The sequence below is a fragment of the Teichococcus aerophilus genome (genome assembly GCF_014490485.1).
In the GTDB taxonomy this organism is placed as follows: domain Bacteria; phylum Pseudomonadota; class Alphaproteobacteria; order Acetobacterales; family Acetobacteraceae; genus Pseudoroseomonas; species Pseudoroseomonas aerophila.
On the sequence record NZ_JACTVA010000078.1, the window covers coordinates 1 to 16,131 of the forward strand.

Annotated in this window: 13 protein-coding genes; 6 read left to right on the forward strand and 7 right to left on the reverse strand. The window is 70.0% G+C overall.

Annotated features, from left to right (window positions below):
• The coding region (locus IBL26_RS23730; RefSeq protein WP_187786994.1) for an EF-hand domain-containing protein at positions 1 to 841 on the forward strand (841 nt) is incomplete at its 5' end.
• 330 nt (positions 842 to 1,171) lie between these two features.
• Here the strand turns inward: IBL26_RS23730 and IBL26_RS23735 are convergent.
• Positions 1,172 to 2,041, reverse strand: coding sequence for a siderophore-interacting protein (locus IBL26_RS23735; RefSeq protein ID WP_187786995.1), 870 nt, complete (start codon positions 2,039 to 2,041; stop codon positions 1,172 to 1,174).
• Between the two features lie 184 nt (positions 2,042 to 2,225).
• Between IBL26_RS23735 and IBL26_RS23740 the strand changes: the two genes are divergently transcribed.
• Genes IBL26_RS23740 through IBL26_RS23750 form a run of 3 tightly spaced genes read left to right on the forward strand, consistent with a single transcriptional unit; the run spans position 2,226 to position 4,512 of the window.
• Positions 2,226 to 2,660 (forward strand): hypothetical protein, encoded by a 435-nt coding sequence (locus IBL26_RS23740; protein WP_187786996.1) that lies wholly within the window; start codon positions 2,226 to 2,228, stop codon positions 2,658 to 2,660.
• The gene (locus IBL26_RS23745; RefSeq protein WP_187786997.1) at positions 2,657 to 3,733 is read left to right on the forward strand and encodes a FecCD family ABC transporter permease; all 1,077 of its coding nucleotides are present in this window, start codon (positions 2,657 to 2,659) and stop codon (positions 3,731 to 3,733) included. Before IBL26_RS23740 ends, IBL26_RS23745 begins: the two co-directional genes overlap by 4 nt.
• Positions 3,733 to 4,512, forward strand: a complete 780-nt coding sequence (locus IBL26_RS23750; protein ID WP_187786998.1) for an ABC transporter ATP-binding protein — start codon at positions 3,733 to 3,735, stop codon at positions 4,510 to 4,512. Before IBL26_RS23745 ends, IBL26_RS23750 begins: the two co-directional genes overlap by 1 nt.
• Before the next feature lie 293 nt (positions 4,513 to 4,805).
• Here IBL26_RS23750 and IBL26_RS23755 read toward each other — a convergent pair whose 3' ends face one another.
• Positions 4,806 to 5,921, reverse strand: a complete 1,116-nt coding sequence (locus IBL26_RS23755; protein ID WP_187786999.1) for a THUMP domain-containing class I SAM-dependent RNA methyltransferase — start codon at positions 5,919 to 5,921, stop codon at positions 4,806 to 4,808.
• A gap of 480 nt (positions 5,922 to 6,401) precedes the next feature.
• Positions 6,402 to 7,997 carry an ABC transporter substrate-binding protein gene (locus tag IBL26_RS23760; RefSeq protein ID WP_187787006.1) on the reverse strand — a complete coding sequence of 532 codons (1,596 nt, stop codon included), beginning with the start codon at positions 7,995 to 7,997 and terminating at the stop codon, positions 6,402 to 6,404.
• 173 nt (positions 7,998 to 8,170) lie between these two features.
• Between IBL26_RS23760 and IBL26_RS23765 the strand changes: the two genes are divergently transcribed.
• Entirely contained in the window at positions 8,171 to 8,473 is a 303-nt protein-coding gene (locus IBL26_RS23765) for a hypothetical protein (protein WP_187787000.1), read from the forward strand.
• Positions 8,474 to 8,534: 61 nt separating this feature from the next.
• The gene (locus IBL26_RS23770; protein ID WP_187787001.1) at positions 8,535 to 8,957 is read left to right on the forward strand and encodes a DUF3830 family protein; all 423 of its coding nucleotides are present in this window, start codon (positions 8,535 to 8,537) and stop codon (positions 8,955 to 8,957) included.
• Positions 8,958 to 9,867: 910 nt separating this feature from the next.
• Here the strand turns inward: IBL26_RS23770 and IBL26_RS23775 are convergent.
• The 4 genes from IBL26_RS23775 to bcsB form a co-directional block, all read right to left on the reverse strand.
• Complete coding sequence (locus IBL26_RS23775; RefSeq protein WP_187787002.1) at positions 9,868 to 10,890, reverse strand: MBL fold metallo-hydrolase; 1,023 nt, start codon at positions 10,888 to 10,890, stop codon at positions 9,868 to 9,870.
• A 696-nt stretch (positions 10,891 to 11,586) separates the two neighbouring features.
• A complete protein-coding gene (locus IBL26_RS23780; protein ID WP_187787003.1) occupies positions 11,587 to 12,876 on the reverse strand; it encodes a class I SAM-dependent RNA methyltransferase in 1,290 nt (429 codons plus the stop codon).
• Positions 12,877 to 13,247: 371 nt separating this feature from the next.
• Positions 13,248 to 13,721 carry a cellulose biosynthesis protein BcsD gene (gene bcsD / locus IBL26_RS23785; RefSeq protein ID WP_187787004.1) on the reverse strand — a complete coding sequence of 158 codons (474 nt, stop codon included), beginning with the start codon at positions 13,719 to 13,721 and terminating at the stop codon, positions 13,248 to 13,250.
• A 76-nt stretch (positions 13,722 to 13,797) separates the two neighbouring features.
• Positions 13,798 to 16,131: cellulose biosynthesis cyclic di-GMP-binding regulatory protein BcsB (gene bcsB, locus IBL26_RS23790; protein WP_187787005.1), on the reverse strand; the 2,334-nt coding region annotated here is incomplete at its 5' end.

Below are 16,131 nucleotides of genomic sequence, written 5' to 3' on the forward strand. Positions count from 1 at the left end.
CGCCGTGGCGCAGACCCGCACGCCGCCCGCCGCCGCCCCGGCCACCGTCGCCACCCCGGCGGTGCCAGACGCGCTGCGCGGCGCCTGGTACCAGGGCGAGTGCAGCGCCCCGAGCGTGACGCTGCAACTGACCGCCCGCGCCGCCGCCCGCCTGCCCACCGACGGCAACGCCCGGCTGATCCGCTTCGCCGAGACCCGTACGGTGGAGAACTGGACCATGGGCATCGGCCGTGGCGCGGAGGCCCCGCGCATCCTGCTGCGTGGCACCGCCACCGCGCTGGAGACCGTGGAGCCCGACGCCAAGCTGCGCGACGACCGCCTGCCCGGCGCCACCCCGGTGCAAGCCTGGCGCCGTTGCCCCGCCGCCCCCGCCTCCGTCGCCGCACTGCATGGCGAAGGCGTCGCCTTCCTGGCCGCTCTGGAAGGGCTGGAAGCCGCCTGCGGCACCGGCAGCCCGGCGCCCGAAGCCTGCGTCACCACCGTGATGCGCGAAGGCGATATCTCCGGCGACGGCAAGCTCTCCGTCGCTGAAATCGCCCGCATGGTGCGCGGCGCCACCTGGCTGCTGGCCATCGCGGACGAAGCGACGCCCGAAGCCGTGCTGGCCACCGCCGGCGGCGGCATGCTGGGTGGCGTCGCCGTGGCCCGGCTGATGATGGAAAGCCTGGACTACGACGGCGACGGCAAGCTCTCCTCCGCCGAACTCGGCCAGGACCGCCTGGCCTTCGGCCGCGCCACCGGCACCGCCGCCGGGCGCCCCCTGCGGATGGAAGGCCTGCAGGAAGGCGTGGCCCTGCTGCGCGGGGTCATGGAAGGCCTGATGCTGGACCAGCAGCGATAGGCCCTGCGCCTTGCCCTCGCGCCTTGGCTAGATCCTGGGCGGGAAGGCATTAGGCAAAGCCCGGGAAGGAATTCCCCGGACCCCTTCTTTTCTTTCTGCGAGTTTGGGACAGCGCTGCAGGACTGAGAGCAGACGCTTCTGATGATATTTAAAATGGGCCACGAGGGCTGAACCCTCAGTCGCCGGAGGTCTTGGACCTCCGGCGCATCCAGCCGTCCCTCAGGCGCGACTCATCAGCAGCCCCGCGCAAAAAACTCGAAAAGAGAAGGACGGGCCTGGGGAATTCTTTCCCCAGCCTTTCTTCCCGTCCCGCTCACCAACCGCACATCCTCAGTCCGAATGCGTCTCGTGGCTCGCAACCGCGCCACGCTTCCAGTAGCCGGCCGCTTTTACCGCGCTCTTATCCATCGGGCGGGCTTCCAGCAGTTGGCGGCGCAGCGTTTTGGCCACGTCGGATTCGGCAGCGATCCAAGCATAGCCGTCGCCTGCCGGTAGCTGAAGCGCGGCCAGGGCCTGGGACAGGGCCTCGGGGGACCCGGGCTCGGCGCTACCACGATGGACCCAGTGGACGGAGAGCGTGGCGGCGGAGGGAAGAGGCTGTTCTTCCGCCGGCCCGGCGATCTCGGCCAGGACGAAGGCGCGGGTGCCGGCGGGCAGCTCGGTCAGGCGGCGGGCGATGGCTGGCAATGCGGTGTCGTCGCCCACCAGCAGGTACCAGTCGAGGTCGGCGGGCACGATGAAGGAGCCGCGCGGGCCACCGACGCCGAGGGCGTCGCCCACCTTGGCCTGGGCGGACCAGGTGGCGGCGGGGCCGTCGCCGTGCTGGACGAAGTCGATCTCCAGCTCCGTGTCGCTGAAGCGGCGGGGGGTGTAGTCGCGGGCGATCGGGCGGGCGCCATCCGGGAAGGTGGGTGCGCCATCGGGGCCGACGCCGGGCAGTACCGGCAGCGCGGCGCCTGGGGCGGGGAAGAACAGCTTGACGTGGTCGTCATGCGCGGCGCTGACGAAGCCGGCCAGCGCCTCGCCACCCAGGGTGATGCGGCGCAGGCCGGGAGTGGGCTGTTCGACCCGCAGCACGCGCAGCAGGCGGAAGCGCAGCTCATGCCGGACGCGCCGGGCCGCCGCGCGGGGGGTGGCCGCGGGTGCGCCGGCTCCGGCAGCAGGGCCGGCGGGGTGGGAAGTGGAGATGTCTGTTGTCATGGCGATAGTCTCCATGCCCTGGCGGCCTTGGCCTGCCCTGGGCAACCGGTGCCAGGCGGCACCGGCGTGGCGAAGCGCATTGTGTTGCGGCGCGCCGTACCGCGTAAGCCCGATATTGCAAATCGTTCGCATTGGGTCTAGCCCGCCCGCTGCATCCCTCCCTCCCCTTTTCGGAGACGCCGCCATGTCGCGCCGTGCTTTGGTCGGTCCCCTGCTGGGCGCCCGCCTGCCAGCCCCGCCCCTGGCCACCGCCTGGGTGGGGAGCATGCCGGGCCGTCCGGCCCGTTCCCTGGCGCGCATGGCTGTGGCTCCGGCGCGCGTGGCCCTGGCCCCTGCGGCCCTGCCGCTCGTGGCCTTGGCCCGCAAGGCTGCGGCGTCCGGAACCCTGCCGCTCAAGACCACGGCGCGCTCGGCAGGACCCGCCACGGCTGCGGCACACGGAACGCCGGCCCATCTAACCTCGATGTTCCTCGGTGCGGCAAAAGCGGCTTCGTCGCGCTTGGCTGGGGTGGCGCTCGGCCTTTCCGGCCTGCCGCATGGCGCCCGCCTGCCGCGCATAGCATCCCGCACCGCATGGCCGGTGGCCGGGCTTCCGCTCGCCCGGCGGCACGGCGCATGAGCGACGGTACCCTGGCCCAGCGCGCACCCGCCGCTGCCACGCCCAGCCTGGCCACCGGCTATGCCGGCTTCGTCCGCAAGCGCATCATCATGCTGTCGCTGCTGGCGGTGGCCCTGGTGCTGGCGCTGCTGGCCGATATCGCCACCGGGCCGGCGCAGCTCTCCCTCGGCACCGTCGTCTCCGGCATCTTCGACCCGGCGAGCCTGCCGCGGCCCATCCAGGTCATCCTGTGGAACGTGCGGCTGCCCTACGCCATCATGGCGGTGCTGGTGGGCGCCTCGCTCGGCCTGGCGGGGGCCGAGATGCAGACGGTGCTGAACAACCCGCTGGCCTCACCCTTCACCCTGGGCGTCTCGGCCGCAGCCACGCTGGGCGCCTCGCTGGTCATCGTCATGGGGTTGGCGCCGTTCGGGGTGCCGCAGCACATCGCGGTACCGGTCGGCGCCTTCGCCTTCGCCGCCGGAGCCTCCGTACTGGTGCAGGGTCTGGCGCGGCTGCGCGGCACGGGGGTGGACAGCGTCGTGCTGTTCGGCATCGCGCTGGTCTTCGCGCTGAACGCCGCCGTGGCGCTGCTGCAATTCGTGGCGGATGCCGAGACGCTGCAGCAGATCGTCTTCTGGGGCATGGGCAGCCTCGCCCGCTCCAGCTGGCCCAAGATCGCCGTGGTGGCGGTGGTGCTGGCGGTGTGCCTGCCCTTCTCCATGCTGCAGGTCTGGAAAATGACCGCCCTGCGCGCCGGTGAAGCACAGGCCGAATCCCTGGGTATCGACACCAACCGGCTGCGCCTGGTCGTCATGCTGCGCGCCAGCCTGCTGGCGGCCACCGCTGTCGCCTTCGTCGGCACCATCGGCTTCGTCGGGCTGGTCGGGCCACATATGGCGCGGCTGCTGCTGGGCGAGGACCACCGCTTCTTCCTGCCCGGCGCCGCGCTGGCGGGGGCCGTGGTGCTCTCCCTCGCCTCCATCGCTTCCAAGATGCTGGTGCCGGGGCTGATCATCCCGGTCGGCATCGTCACCTCGCTGGTCGGCGTGCCGCTGTTCCTGGCGCTGCTGTTCGGCCGGGGGCGCGGCTGATGGGCGGGCTGGTCCTGCACGGCGTCACCGCCGGCTACCGCAACCGCAAGGTCATCGAAGGCTTCGACCTGCCGCCGGTGCCGCCCGGCACCCTGCTCGGGCTGATCGGCCCCAACGCCGCCGGCAAGTCCACCCTGCTGCGGGCCGTCGCCGGGCTCGGCAAGATCCAGGCCGGCAGCATCACCCTGGACGGGACCGAGCTGCCGGCACTGACCCCGGCCAGACGCGCCGCCCTGGTCGGCTACCTGCCGCAGACCCTGCCGACGCCGAGCCCGCTGGTGGCCTATGAGGCCGTCCTCTCCGCCTGCCGCGCCGTGCGGGGGGACCTCAGCCCTGCCCAGGCCGAATCCGCCATCGCCCATGCGTTCGAGCGGCTGGGCATCTCCGCCCTCGCCCTGCGGCGGATGAGCGAGCTCTCCGGCGGCCAGCGGCAGATGGTCGGGCTGGCCCAGGTGATGGTGCGTGACCCGCGCCTGCTGCTGCTGGATGAGCCAACCAGTGCGCTGGACCTGCGCTGGCAGCTCTCCGTCGTCGAAGCGGTGCGCAACGCGGTGCGGGCCAGCGGCGCCATCGGCATCATCGCCATCCACGACATCAACCTGGCCATCCGCGCCTGCGACCAGGTGGCCGTGCTCTCCCGCGGCCGCCTCCTCGCCGCCGGGTCGCCAGGGGATGTGGTGACACCGGGCGTACTGGCGGAATCCTTTGGGGTGGAGGCGCGCGTGGAAGCCTGCTCCCAAGGGGTGCCGGTGGTGCTGGTGGACCGGGCGCTGGTCTGAGACGTGGTTGAAAAAGGCCGGGGAAAGAATTCCCCGGACCCCTTCTTTTCTTTTTTCGAGTTTTTACCGGTGTGGTTGTTGAGGGGTCGGGTTTGGTGTGAAGACGCGGCCGGTTCGCGCCGGAGATCTAGGAGCTCCGGCGACTGACGGTTCAGCCCGCATGGCCCATTTTAAATATCATCAGAAGCGTCCGCTCTCAGCCCTGAAGCGCAACGCCGAACTCGCAAAAAAAAGATGGGGTCCGGGGAATTCCTTCCCCGGCCTTACTCCCCGCCCCAAAGTACCCCAAGCGTTCAGGCCAAGGGCCCTGTCTGGAACAGCGTCACCCGCAGCCCGCCATGCGGCACGGGTGCGCCGGGGGCCAGGAAGGGCAGGCCGGTGGCGTGTGCCAGCTTCGGATCGCTGGCGACGAGGCCGACGCGCCAGCCGCTGAAGCGGCTGGTCAGCGTCTGCCCCAGCGCGCGGTACAGCGGGGCCAGCTTGCTCTTGTCGCCGATGCGGGTGCCGTAGGGCGGATTGACAATGACCAGCCCGGGCGGCCCGGCGGGCGGCTGGATCTCGCTGATCGCCGCCTGGTGGAATTCTGTGGTGTCGGTGACGCCGGCGCGCGCGGCGTTGGCCAGGCTCATGGCCACGGCCCCGGCGTCGCGGTCGCTGCCGTAGCAGCGCGCGGCCGGCGGGCGCTGGCTGTTCACCGCCCGCATCTGCTGCCAGGCCGCGTCATCGAAGCTCGCCAGTTGCTCGAAGGCGAAGGGACGGGAACGGCCGGGGTTCAGCCGTGCCGCGATCTCCGCCGCCTCGATGACGAAGGTACCGGAGCCACACATTGGGTCCAGCACGGGTTCTGTGCCGATGTAGCCGCATTGGCGCAGGAACAGCGCCGCCATCGTCTCCCGCATCGGCGCGGCGTTGATGGCTTCCTTGTAGCCGCGCTTGTGCAGCCCCTCGCCCGAGGTATCGACACTGATGGTGCAGAGGTCATTCTCGATGCGGGCCCGCACCAGGATGCCGCCCTCCTCCGCCAATGGCGCGCCGAGGGTCTGCTGAATGGCCTTGGTGATCCGCTCCGCCGCCGCACCGGAATGGTAGATACGCGACTTGGCGCAGGATGCCTCCACCCGGAACGGCACGTCCGGGCGCAGCACGCTAGCCCAGGGCACCCGCCGTGCCCGATCATCGAGCTGGGCGAGATGCGTGACATGGAAGGCATCCACCCGCGCCAGCACACGCCCGGCACCGCGGATCCACAGATTTGCCCGCCAGACTTCCGGCCAGCCCCCCTTGGTGACCACGCCGCCCGGCACCGCCTTCGGCTGCTTGAAGCCCTTGCCGCGCACTTCCTCGCACAGCACCGCCTCCAGCCCCGGCGGCGCCGCGAGGAAAATCTCGAAATCCTTGGTCTTCGTCATCTCGCCTGCAGGGCCGGACATCGAGCTCACAGCACCACCTTTGCCCGCCCACGCCGGCACAACGAGAGAAACAACATAATGAAGGGGCTTGTACCACCGCGCGGGGGAGACGGCCAATCGTTGCCACCGGCCGTACCTGCAGAGGGTTACGGCGGAGAAGGCCGGGGAAAGAATTCCCCGGACCCCATCTTTTCTTTTTTCGAGTTTTGGGGTCGGTCGCTGTTGAGAGTGTGGTCTTGAGAGGCGGCTGGGTGCGCCGGAGGTCCTAGACCTCCGGCGACTGAGGATTCAGCCCGCGTGGCCCATTTTAATGACCATCAGGCAGCGTCCGCTCCCAGTCCTGAAGCGCAACGCCAAACTCGCAGAAACAAAAGAAGGGGTCCGGGGAATTCATTCCCCGGCCTTACCCCCCGCCTGAACAAGAACAGGCCGGCACCCAAGGAACGAGCCCGTTCCCCCGGCGCCGGCCGGCCGAAATCCTCAGACCCGTTCCAGGTTCCACATGATGGCGAAGCCTGGCACGCGGCCTTTGAGGTTCTTGTTGATGGCGGTCATGGACTTGTAGGCGCCAACGGGGATGTAGGGCAGTTCGTCCATCACCACGCGCTGCATGTCTTCCGCGATCTTCTTCTGGGTGGCGAGGTCGGGCGCCACGAACCATTCGTCGCGCAGCGTCTCCAGCTGCGGCACGTCCGGCCAGCCCACCCAGGCCGCCGCGCCGTTGCCGCGCAGCGGGAAGTGGGCAGAGGGGTCGACGAAATCGAAGGAGGAGAAGGAGGTGAACAGCATGCTCCACCCGCCCTTATCCACCGGCTCGCGCGAAGTGCGGCGCTGTACCACGGTGCCCCAGTCGCTCAGCGCGATGTCGGCATTGAAGCCCAGGCGGCGGACCAGGTCGGCGCCGACCTGGGACATGGCGGTGGGCGCCAGGATGTCGGTCGGGCCGATCAGCCGCATCGGCTGGTCGGTGTAGCCGGCTTCCTTCAGCAGGGCCTTGGCGCGGTCCAGGCTGCGCGGCCCCATCAGCGGTTCCAGGCCGGCGGTGTTGGCCAGCGGCGTGCCGGGGGTGAAGACGCCGACATTGTCCATGTAGATGTCGGGCTCCGGCCCGACGATGGCGCTCATGAAGTCGGTCTGGCTGATGGCGGGCAGCAGCGCCTGGCGCACCTTCTTGTCGTTGAAGGGGCCGTGCAGGTGGTTGAAGCGCAGCACGCCGACCAGCGGCAGCGGGTCGATCGCCTCGATCGAGAGCTGCCGGTTGCGGCTCAGCAGCATCTGGATTTCCGGCGGCGGCTGCTCGAACCAGTCGATCTCACCCGTCTGCAGCGCGCCGGCGGCGGTGGAGGCATCGGTGATGATGTGCCACTCGACACGCTCGAACTTCGGCAGCTTCGGGCCGGCGGTCAGGCTGGGCGTGCCGCTGGGCGTCGGGCTGTAGGCGTCATTGCGGGTGTAGACGACCATGCTGCCCGAGTTGAACTCGTCTTCCTTGAAGCGGAAGGGGCCGCAGCCGGTGGTGTCGCGGATCTGGGTGAAGGCGTCGGTCCTGGCCAGCCGCTCCGGGATGATGAAGGGCGGGCTGTTGCTGACCTGGGCCAGCGCGTTCAGCAGCAGCGGAAAGCGGCGCTTCATGCGGAAGCGCAGGCGGCGGTCATCGACGGCGCTCAGCTCATCGACGAACATCGCCAGCTTCTGGCCCATCGGGCTGCGCTTCATCCAGCGCTGCAGGCTGGCCACGGCGTCCTGCGCGCGCACCTTCTCCCCATCATGGAAGCGGGGGCCGTCGCGCAGGGTGATGGTGACGGTGCGGCCGTCATCCTCCTCTACCGCGCCTTCGGCCAGCTGTGGGCGGGGGACGAAGTTGCCGTCCATGCCATACAGCGTGTCGTGGATCATGTAGGCGTGGTTGCGGGTGATGTTGGCGGTGGTCCAGACCGGATCCAGGCTGGCCAGGTTGGCCTGCGGCACCAGCTTCAGCGTGCGGTTGCGGGCCGGCTGGGCGATGGCGAAGCGTGAGGGCGCGGCGATGGCGAGGCCCGCGGCGCCAGCCCCCGCCAGCAGCGAACGGCGATGCATCATGATAGCTCTCCCGGCTTTGTGAGCGCATGGAACAGGAGGCCGGGGCAGACCGCAAGGCGCGGCGCAACAGATGGCCGGCGCAGTCACAGCCTGGCGAGGCATCGTGGCCCCGGGTTGCCCCGCCGCCGCCGCCGGCGCCACGATCGGTGTTCGCAACCAGGAAGCTGCCGATGCACAAGCGGACCACCGCGCTCGCCACCCTCGCCCTTGCCACCGCCTTCACGGGCGCGGCGCTGGCCCAGCAGCCGGCCCGGCCGGCCGAGCGCCCGCAGCCGCTGCGGCTGCCCACCACCTGGAACAAGCTGGACCAGCCGCTGGACGCGCTGCTGAACGACGGCTGGCGCATCGTCGCCATGACCGGGCCGGGCTTCACGTTGGAGAAGCGCGGCAAGTACGTGCTGTGCCAGGTGCTGCCCGCCGGCGGCATGGGCGGCCGGGCGGAGACGCTGTCCGAATGCCACGGGCTGAACTGAACTTTCGCGTCCGCCGGTTTTCCGCCAAGAACAACGCCACACCCGTGTGAGGAGACGAGAATTGGCTGACATCACCATCGACATCGGCGGCGAGCTGTTCAGCGCCTTCTTCGAGGAAGAGGCGGCGCCGAAGACCGTGGCGCGCTTCCGCACCATGCTGCCGTACAAGGACCGCATCATCCACGTGCGCTGGAGCGGCGAGGCCTGCTGGATCCCGATGGGCGAGCGCGACCTGGGCGTCGGCTTCGAGAACGCCACCAGCTATCCGGCGCCGGGGCAGATCATCGTCCACCCGGGCCATGTCACCAACCAGTCCGAGACCGAGATCCTGGTGGCCTACGGCCCCTGCTGCTTCGCCAGCAAGGCCGGCCAGCTCTCCGGCAACCACTTCCTGACCATCCGGCACGATCTGGACCGGCTGGCGAAGGTGTGCCGCTCCGTGCTGTGGGACGGCGCGAAGAACATCACCTTCCAGGCAGGGTGATACCGACGGCGTCGCCAGTGGGGAACTCTCTCCCTGGCGCCGCTGCCGCTGGCGCGCGACCGATATGGGCGCAAGTTCCGCGCTGCCGGGCCAGACGGTGCAGGGCGTGGCCGTCGCGGGGTTGAACGGGCCGGAGAAGTCATGTCGAGAGGGCCGGAGCCGTTACGGCTGCGGGCTCCCTTCGCAAAGAACTTGAGAGGGGCGCCGCCCCTCTCAAACTCTCCCCGCCAAAGGCCTGAGGCCTTTGGAAACCCATTTTTCAGGTCATGGATGAGGGTTCCGCCGGCGGTGTGTGCCGACCGGAGCATTGGCCAAGGGAACGCCTATCGGCGTGGCTGGACCGGAGGCCCATCCGTCATTGGCGGAGGACGGCCAGGGAAATGGATTTTTCCCTTATTCGACCGATCGGCTCCGTCCGAATTCAACCCGGACTTCCGGTCTGACAGGCGAAGTTTTTGCCAGGTTCTGAATGCCACGCGGGCGGATAAATCGTTTCAGATGCCTGCTGGCTGAGGGCGTGGTCGGAATTTTGTGCGCTGCACGGAGGCAACGCAGGCCAGATGCAGAAACACTGGGCCAAGCCGCCGACAAAGCTGACGCGGACAGGTCCGCCGCGACCGACTGGCAGGTTTTTGAAACGGCCGCTGAAGGCTGACGCCCCATCAGCCCCATCCAAAAGACTCGCAGAGAAAAGATGGGGTCTGGGGAATTCCTTCCCCAGCCTTCCTGGCCGATCTCGACCGGCTCACAATGCCAGCTTCAGAAGCCATGGCAGGCCAGCCGCAGCACCTTCCCCCGGACCAGCCCGGTCGGCGCACCGGCCAAATGCTCCTGCATCTGGCCGGTGCTGCCTTTCACCTGGGACGACGAATTCAGGCCGAGGCCTTCTAACGGGCTTCTGAACAGGCTGTCAGAGGCCGGCCGACCAGTCGGCCGGCACGAAGCGGTAGCCTTCCGCCTCCTTCGCCACGTAGCCGTTCGCCGGGAACGGGAAGTGGTAGCCGACGCAGCGGATGCGGTCGGTCGCCACCCGGTCCAGCACTTCGCGGCGGGTCTTCTCGGCGGCATCGGCGTCCATGTCGAACACCAGGTGCCAGCCGGGATGCGCCAGGTTCAGCTCCGGCCGGTTGGTGATGTCGCCCAGCACCAGCGCCTGGTCGCTGCCGTCCGAGAGCAGGTAGCTGGTGTGGCCGGGCGTATGCCCGGGCGTGGAAAGCGCGATGATGCCCGGCGCCACTTCGCCATCGCCGGAGATCTGGCGGATGCGGGCCTTGTAGGGGTCGAACCGCCGCTTCACGTTGGCGAAGGCGCCCTTCATCGCATCCGGTGCGCGGGAGGCATTGCCCTCATCGGTCCAGTACGCCCACTCGGCGCGGGGGACGATGATCTCGGCCTCGGCGAAGACCGGCTTGTCCTCGGCCGTGGTCAGGCCGGTGATGTGGTCGCCATGGAAGTGGGTGAAGATCACCTGCTTCACCTTGGCCGGGTCCAGCCCCGCCGCCTGCATGTTGGCCGCCATCCGCCCGGCCGTGGCACCCAGTTGGCCGCCCGTGCCGGTATCGAACGCGATCAGCCCGTTGCCGGTCTCCAGGAAGGTGACGGTGTAGGGGATGCGCAGTTGGTCAGTCGGCAGGAAGGCGGCCTTGAGGGCGGCTTCCACCGCATCGGGCTCGGCATTGCGGACGAAGCCCTTGGTGGGGTCGGGCCGCGCGCCATAGCCGTCATTCACCACCGTGACCGTGTGGGTGCCGACCTTGAAGCGATAGAAGCCGGGGGCCTGCTGCGTGGCCAGATCCGGCGCCGGGGCCGGGGTGGCGCCGGGGGCGGCGGCGGGAGCCTGGGCGGCGGCGGGGGAGATACCCAGCCGGGCCAGGAAAGGCATGGCCAGCAGCGCGCCAGTCGCTACTGCAAAGCCGCGTCGGTCGAAATCCATCCGTCCTGCCCCTCTCGTGGGAAATGCTGCGGGAAAGTGAGCCTGCGCCGGGCCGCGATCAAGCGGAGACACGCAATCTTTCATGCGCCGGGGAGCGGCCCGGGCCGAAGCCGGGGCGCGGCCCTCCAGCCCGGTGGATGTGTCGGCTTGAAAGCGGGCTGACCGCGTGGCCACAGGCGGATTCGCCGGGTGCCGAAGTATGGTCCCGGTGGGCAGGGGCACCCCCCATCTTCCTAGCGTGGGCAGGATGGCAAGCCACGAAGGCGGTGCCACCCGGCACGGCTGGGCGATGGCGTGGCGCTTTGAAAGCCTCCACCGTTCGAGCCAGTCGCCGTTGACCTTTGCGGGCACGCATAAGGAAGGCTAGGGAAAGAATTCGCCGTCCCCCCCCCCGCCTTGGTGAGCAGCTTTCGGGACTAGCAATTGTCGGCGTCGGCCTTTTCAATCCAAGCCCGCGTCACGCCGAAGACCTGCGGCCTCCAGCGACGAAGCAAGCGCCTCCAAGATTCTCCGCGCGCCTCGCCCAGCCAGCACCACACTCCGATACGAAGCCCCATTCTCAAGTCGCAGAAAAAAGAAGGGGTTTCAGGGGAATTCATTCCCCTGACCTTCACCCCCGCCCAAAGCCTGAATGCTGATTGGCGCTCGCGGGCAGGGCCCTGCCCGGACGCGGGGCAGGTTCCGAGCCTTGCGGGACTACTTGCCGCGCGAAAACACCGCCACGGCTTCCAGCTGCGTGGACCAGAGGAACTGGTCCACCGGCGTCGCCACCTGCAACTGCCAGCCGGCCGCCTGCAGCAGCCTGGCATCGCGCGCCAGCGCCACCGGGTTGCAGGAGACGTAGATGATCCGCTGCACCGCGCTGCGCGCCAGCGCCGGCATCTGGTCGGCCGCGCCCGCATAGGGCGGGTCCAGCACCACGGCGGCGAAGGCGTCCAGCTCCTTCACCGTCAATGGCTGGCGGGAAAGGTCCCGCCGCGTGGCGATGACGCGCCCGCCGGATTTGCGCGCGGCGACATCCAGCGCCGACACCGCCTCCGTCGCGCTTTCGAAGGCAGCGACGCGGGCGCGGGTGGAGAGGGGGAAGGACAGCGTGCCCAGCCCGGCATACAGGTCGGCAATCCGCGCCTTCGCGGTCAGCTTCGCCGGCAGCCCGGCCAGCACCGCGGCGACGATGGCGGCCTCGCCCTGGGGCGTCGCCTGCAGGAAGGCACCGGGTTCCGGCGCCACCGGCACGCCGCCCAGCGCGATCGAGACCGGGCCGATCTGCGCCACGTTTTCCGACACCATGCCCTTCAGCGGCGCGCAGGCGATGCGCGGCAAGCCATGCGCCCGGGCGAAATCCGCCATCAGGCTGCGGTCGGCGGTGCTCGGCTCGCCATCCAGGCGCAACAGCAGGTCGGGGCCGGTATCCAGCAGATTCAGCACCACCGATGCCTCCCGCCGGAAACAGGCCAGGCCGCGCAGCAGCTTCTTCAGCGGTTCGAACAACGCCACCAGGGCGGGGTCGAGCACGACACAGGTGGTCAGATCCACCACGGCACCGCTGCCGCGCCCGTGGAAGCCCAGCACCGGCACGCCATCGACCCGCCGCACGCCAAGATCGGCCCGGCGGCGCGTCGCGGGCGGGGTGACCTCCGGCTCCGCCACCGTCGCATCGGGGTAGCCGGCGCGGGACAATGCCTCCTGCAGCCGGGCACGCTTCCAGGCGGCATAGGGCGGGATGGCCATATGCTGCATGGCGCAGCCACCGCAGCGGCCGAAGAAGGGGCATGGCGGCGCCACCCGCTCCGGCGCTGCTTGCAACAGGCCGGTCAGCTCGGCCGCCTGGCCATCGCCCAGCTTGCCGGTGATGCGCGCCTGGACCCGTTCCCCCGGCAAGGCAAAGGGGATGAAGACCGGACGGCCATCCGCGCCCGCGGCGACACCATCGCCAGCGGCGCCGAGGCGCGTGATCTCGAATTCCAGGGGAGCTTGCAGGGACATGCGGGGCGATTGCCCGCCAGGGGAGCGGAAGGCAAGAGACATTGCCGGATGGCGGCCATGGGAGAGGGGCCGGCGGAGGGGCTGGATGAGGGAAAAGGCCGGGGAAGGAATTCCCCGGACCCCATCTTTTCTTTCTTCGAGTTTTTGGGGGCGGGGCTGTTGCGATGGCGTGCCTCAGCTACGGCTGGGTGCGTCGGAGATCCTAGACCTCCGGCGACTGACGGTTCAGCCCTTGTGGCCCATTATTGAAATCCAGCAGCGTCCGGCTCAAGTCCTGAGCGCCAACGCCAAACTCGAAAAAACGAAAGAAGGAGCCTGGGGAATTCCTTCCCCAGCCTTCCTTCCACAGCCCAAAAGCAGCGGAACGCCCCTCAGCTACCGTAGCGTAGCGTGGCAAGACCCGGCTCCAGCGCCAGCAGGCGCACGGTGATGCCGGTATCCCCTTCCCCGCCCGGCTGGGCGCCGAACCAGTTGGAGTAGAGGCCTTCCAGCACCGGTGCCACCCAGGCGCCGGTATCGTCGCCCGGGGTGGAGATGCAGGGCGCGGCGGAGTGGACGATGCGCAGCGTGTTCTCGCGCTGGTCCAGCTCCAGCAGCACGTGGCCCCAGGATGCGGCGGCGAGGGCTTCGTTCATCCGCACCTCCAGCGCCGCCAGGGTGTCGGAGGCCGGGAGCGGCATGGCGGCGGCGAAGCGCTGGCCGATGGCGCGCAGCAGGTTGTCCCGGCTGTCCCGCTGCATGGTGGCGTCCAGCGTATCCAGCATCGCGCGCAGGAAGTCGCGCCACTGGGCGCTGACATCCCGGCGCGCGGTGTAGGCCAGGGCGGATTGGTCTGTCTGCATCATGACCGCATTCTCCCGCGCTGCCGCGCATCGTGGTTCTGGGGCACCCCGGCGGGGCGGGGGTCGGGAGCGCGGGCCATCAGATGGTCCCGCGCAGGCGGCGGGCGGAGCGGCGGCGCAGCACCCAGTAGGTTGGCACCGCGACCAGCAGGGCGGCCAGCAGCACCAGGCCCAGCAGCATCTCCGGCCGGTCGCCCATATAGTATTGCGGCCACAGCCAGGGCGGCAGGTAGCCGACCGTGTAGTTGGAGCCGACCTTGAAGGCGGAGACGCGCCCGGCGCTGACGATGGCGACATCGCCCTGGATGCGCGGCAGCAGCAGCGGGTCGCGCAGCGCAGCCACCATCGCCTCCATCCCCTGGGCGTTGGAGCCGGTGAGCGCGACGACGCTGCGGCCGGCGGCCAGCGGGCTCTGGAAGCCGATCAGCATGCCGTTGGCTTCGCCCGGCGTGGCCAGCACGGCGCGCAGGCGGTCCCGCTCCAGCCGCCCGTCATCGCCGAGGAACAGGTTGCGGAAGCCGGCCAGCGAGTCGGGCAGGCTGACGGTGACGCGGTTGCCCTCGATCTGCAGCGGGCTGCGGTCCCGCAGCATCTCGGCCAGCGCCGGCTGGCGGCCCAGCGGGCCGACCATCAGCAGGTCCCGGTCCGCGACCTCCTGCACGTTGCCAGGGCGGACGATGGCGATGCGCGTCGGCGCGTGGCCGACATTCGCCGCCATGCGGCCCAGCAGGTTGAGGAAGGCGGAGAGCTCGGCCGTCGTCGGCCGCTCCGGCACCACCGCCGCCGTGCCGGCGAAATCGGCCAGCTTGGTGTAGGGGAAGCCGCTGCCGGCGAAGAAGGACAGGTTCGGCAGCTCGGTGAAGCGGTAGGCGCGGGAGAGGTCCACCGTGCTGTCCGGGTCGATCGAGGCCCGGATGTCGCCAGGGACGGAGATGCAATCGCCCCGGTGCAGCGGCCGCATGTCGAAGCGGAACTGCATGTCGTTGAGGCCGAAGAACAGGTAGGGCGGCAGGCCGAAGCGGCCATCGTTGATGTCGCCCGTGCCGGCCGCGTTGACGCGGCGGGCGATCCAGCTCCACGGCCAGCCCGGCTCGGCCGGCAGCAGCGGGAAGGACTTCAGGTAGACGTTGTTCATCCCGGCATCGAGGCGGGAGACGGCGACGTCGGTGATCGGCCCCGGCGGCGCGCGGAAGCGCACGTCCACCGGCAGCGGGCGGTCCCGCCAGGTGTAGATGTCCGGCGCCGTGCGGAACGGGATGGAGATGGTGCCGGGCGCGAAGCCGTAGGATTGCAGCTCGGACGGGTCCACCAGCTCGCCGAAGCGCACCGGGCGGTCGGAGCGGACCCAGAGCGGCGCGTCATAGGGCTGGCGCGGCGCGGCCTCTGGCGGCTGCACCATCGCCATGGGGCCGGAGAGCGCCTGCCGGCCGACGGCCAGGGCCTGCGCCGCCACCGCCGCATCGGCGCCGTTGCGGCCGCCGATGACGAGTAGCAGACCGTTCTCGGGGTCCGACGGGTTAGGCACCACGGCAAGGGTCGGACCCTCCATCCGCGGCAGGGTCAGGCCAGGCACGGTATCCGGGCCCGGGGCGATGACGACGGCATTGCCGCGCGGCGGGATGGCCGTGCTGACCGGGAAGTTGGCGCCACGGTAATCCGCCTGTACCGCGAACCAGGAGGAGGAGATGGCGGCGGCGCGCAGCACGTCGTTGCCCGCCGCGTCCGGCAGCACCACCGGCAGGTTCAGCGGCTCCCGCAGCAGGCGGGGGTCGAAGAACGGCTCCGGCAGGCGGGCCAGGTCCGGCTGCAGGCGCAGCCGCTCCAGCGTCAGCTGCACGGTGGAGAGGTCGGACACGGTGGACCAGAGCAGGCCGGAGAGCGGGTCGTTGCACTCGATGGCGTAGCGGCCGGTGAAGCGGAAGTTCAGCCGGTTGGCATCGGCGAAGAACACCGGGTTCATCGGGAAGCTGACCGGGCCGAAGGCCGGGCGGGCGCGGTCCGGCGTGATGGCGCCGACGAACTGCTCGTTCAGCGTGACGGCGATCTGGCTCAGCTCGGGGATCAGCGCCGGGCTGGTGGCACCTTGCAGCGTCAGCTGCGCGGCGGTCACCACCTCATCGGCGCGGATGCCGAACAGCAGGCCCTGCAGGTCCAGCGTGCCGCGCAGCTGCATCGGCGCCGGCTGGCCCAGCTGGCGCAGGCTGCGGGTTTCCACCCGGGTGGTGCCGGGCGAGGCCGTGGGCGTGCCGAACGGATAGGCAGGAGCCGGCGCCGCGATCGGCGGCAAGCCGGCCGGCGGCGCCGGTTGGCCAGGCTGAGACTGGGCCTGGGACTGGGCCTGGGCTGGCCCGGCGGGCGGTGCCAGCGGGGCGAGCGCCGGCGGCGGGGCGGCATTGTTGCCGGCGGCCGGGGC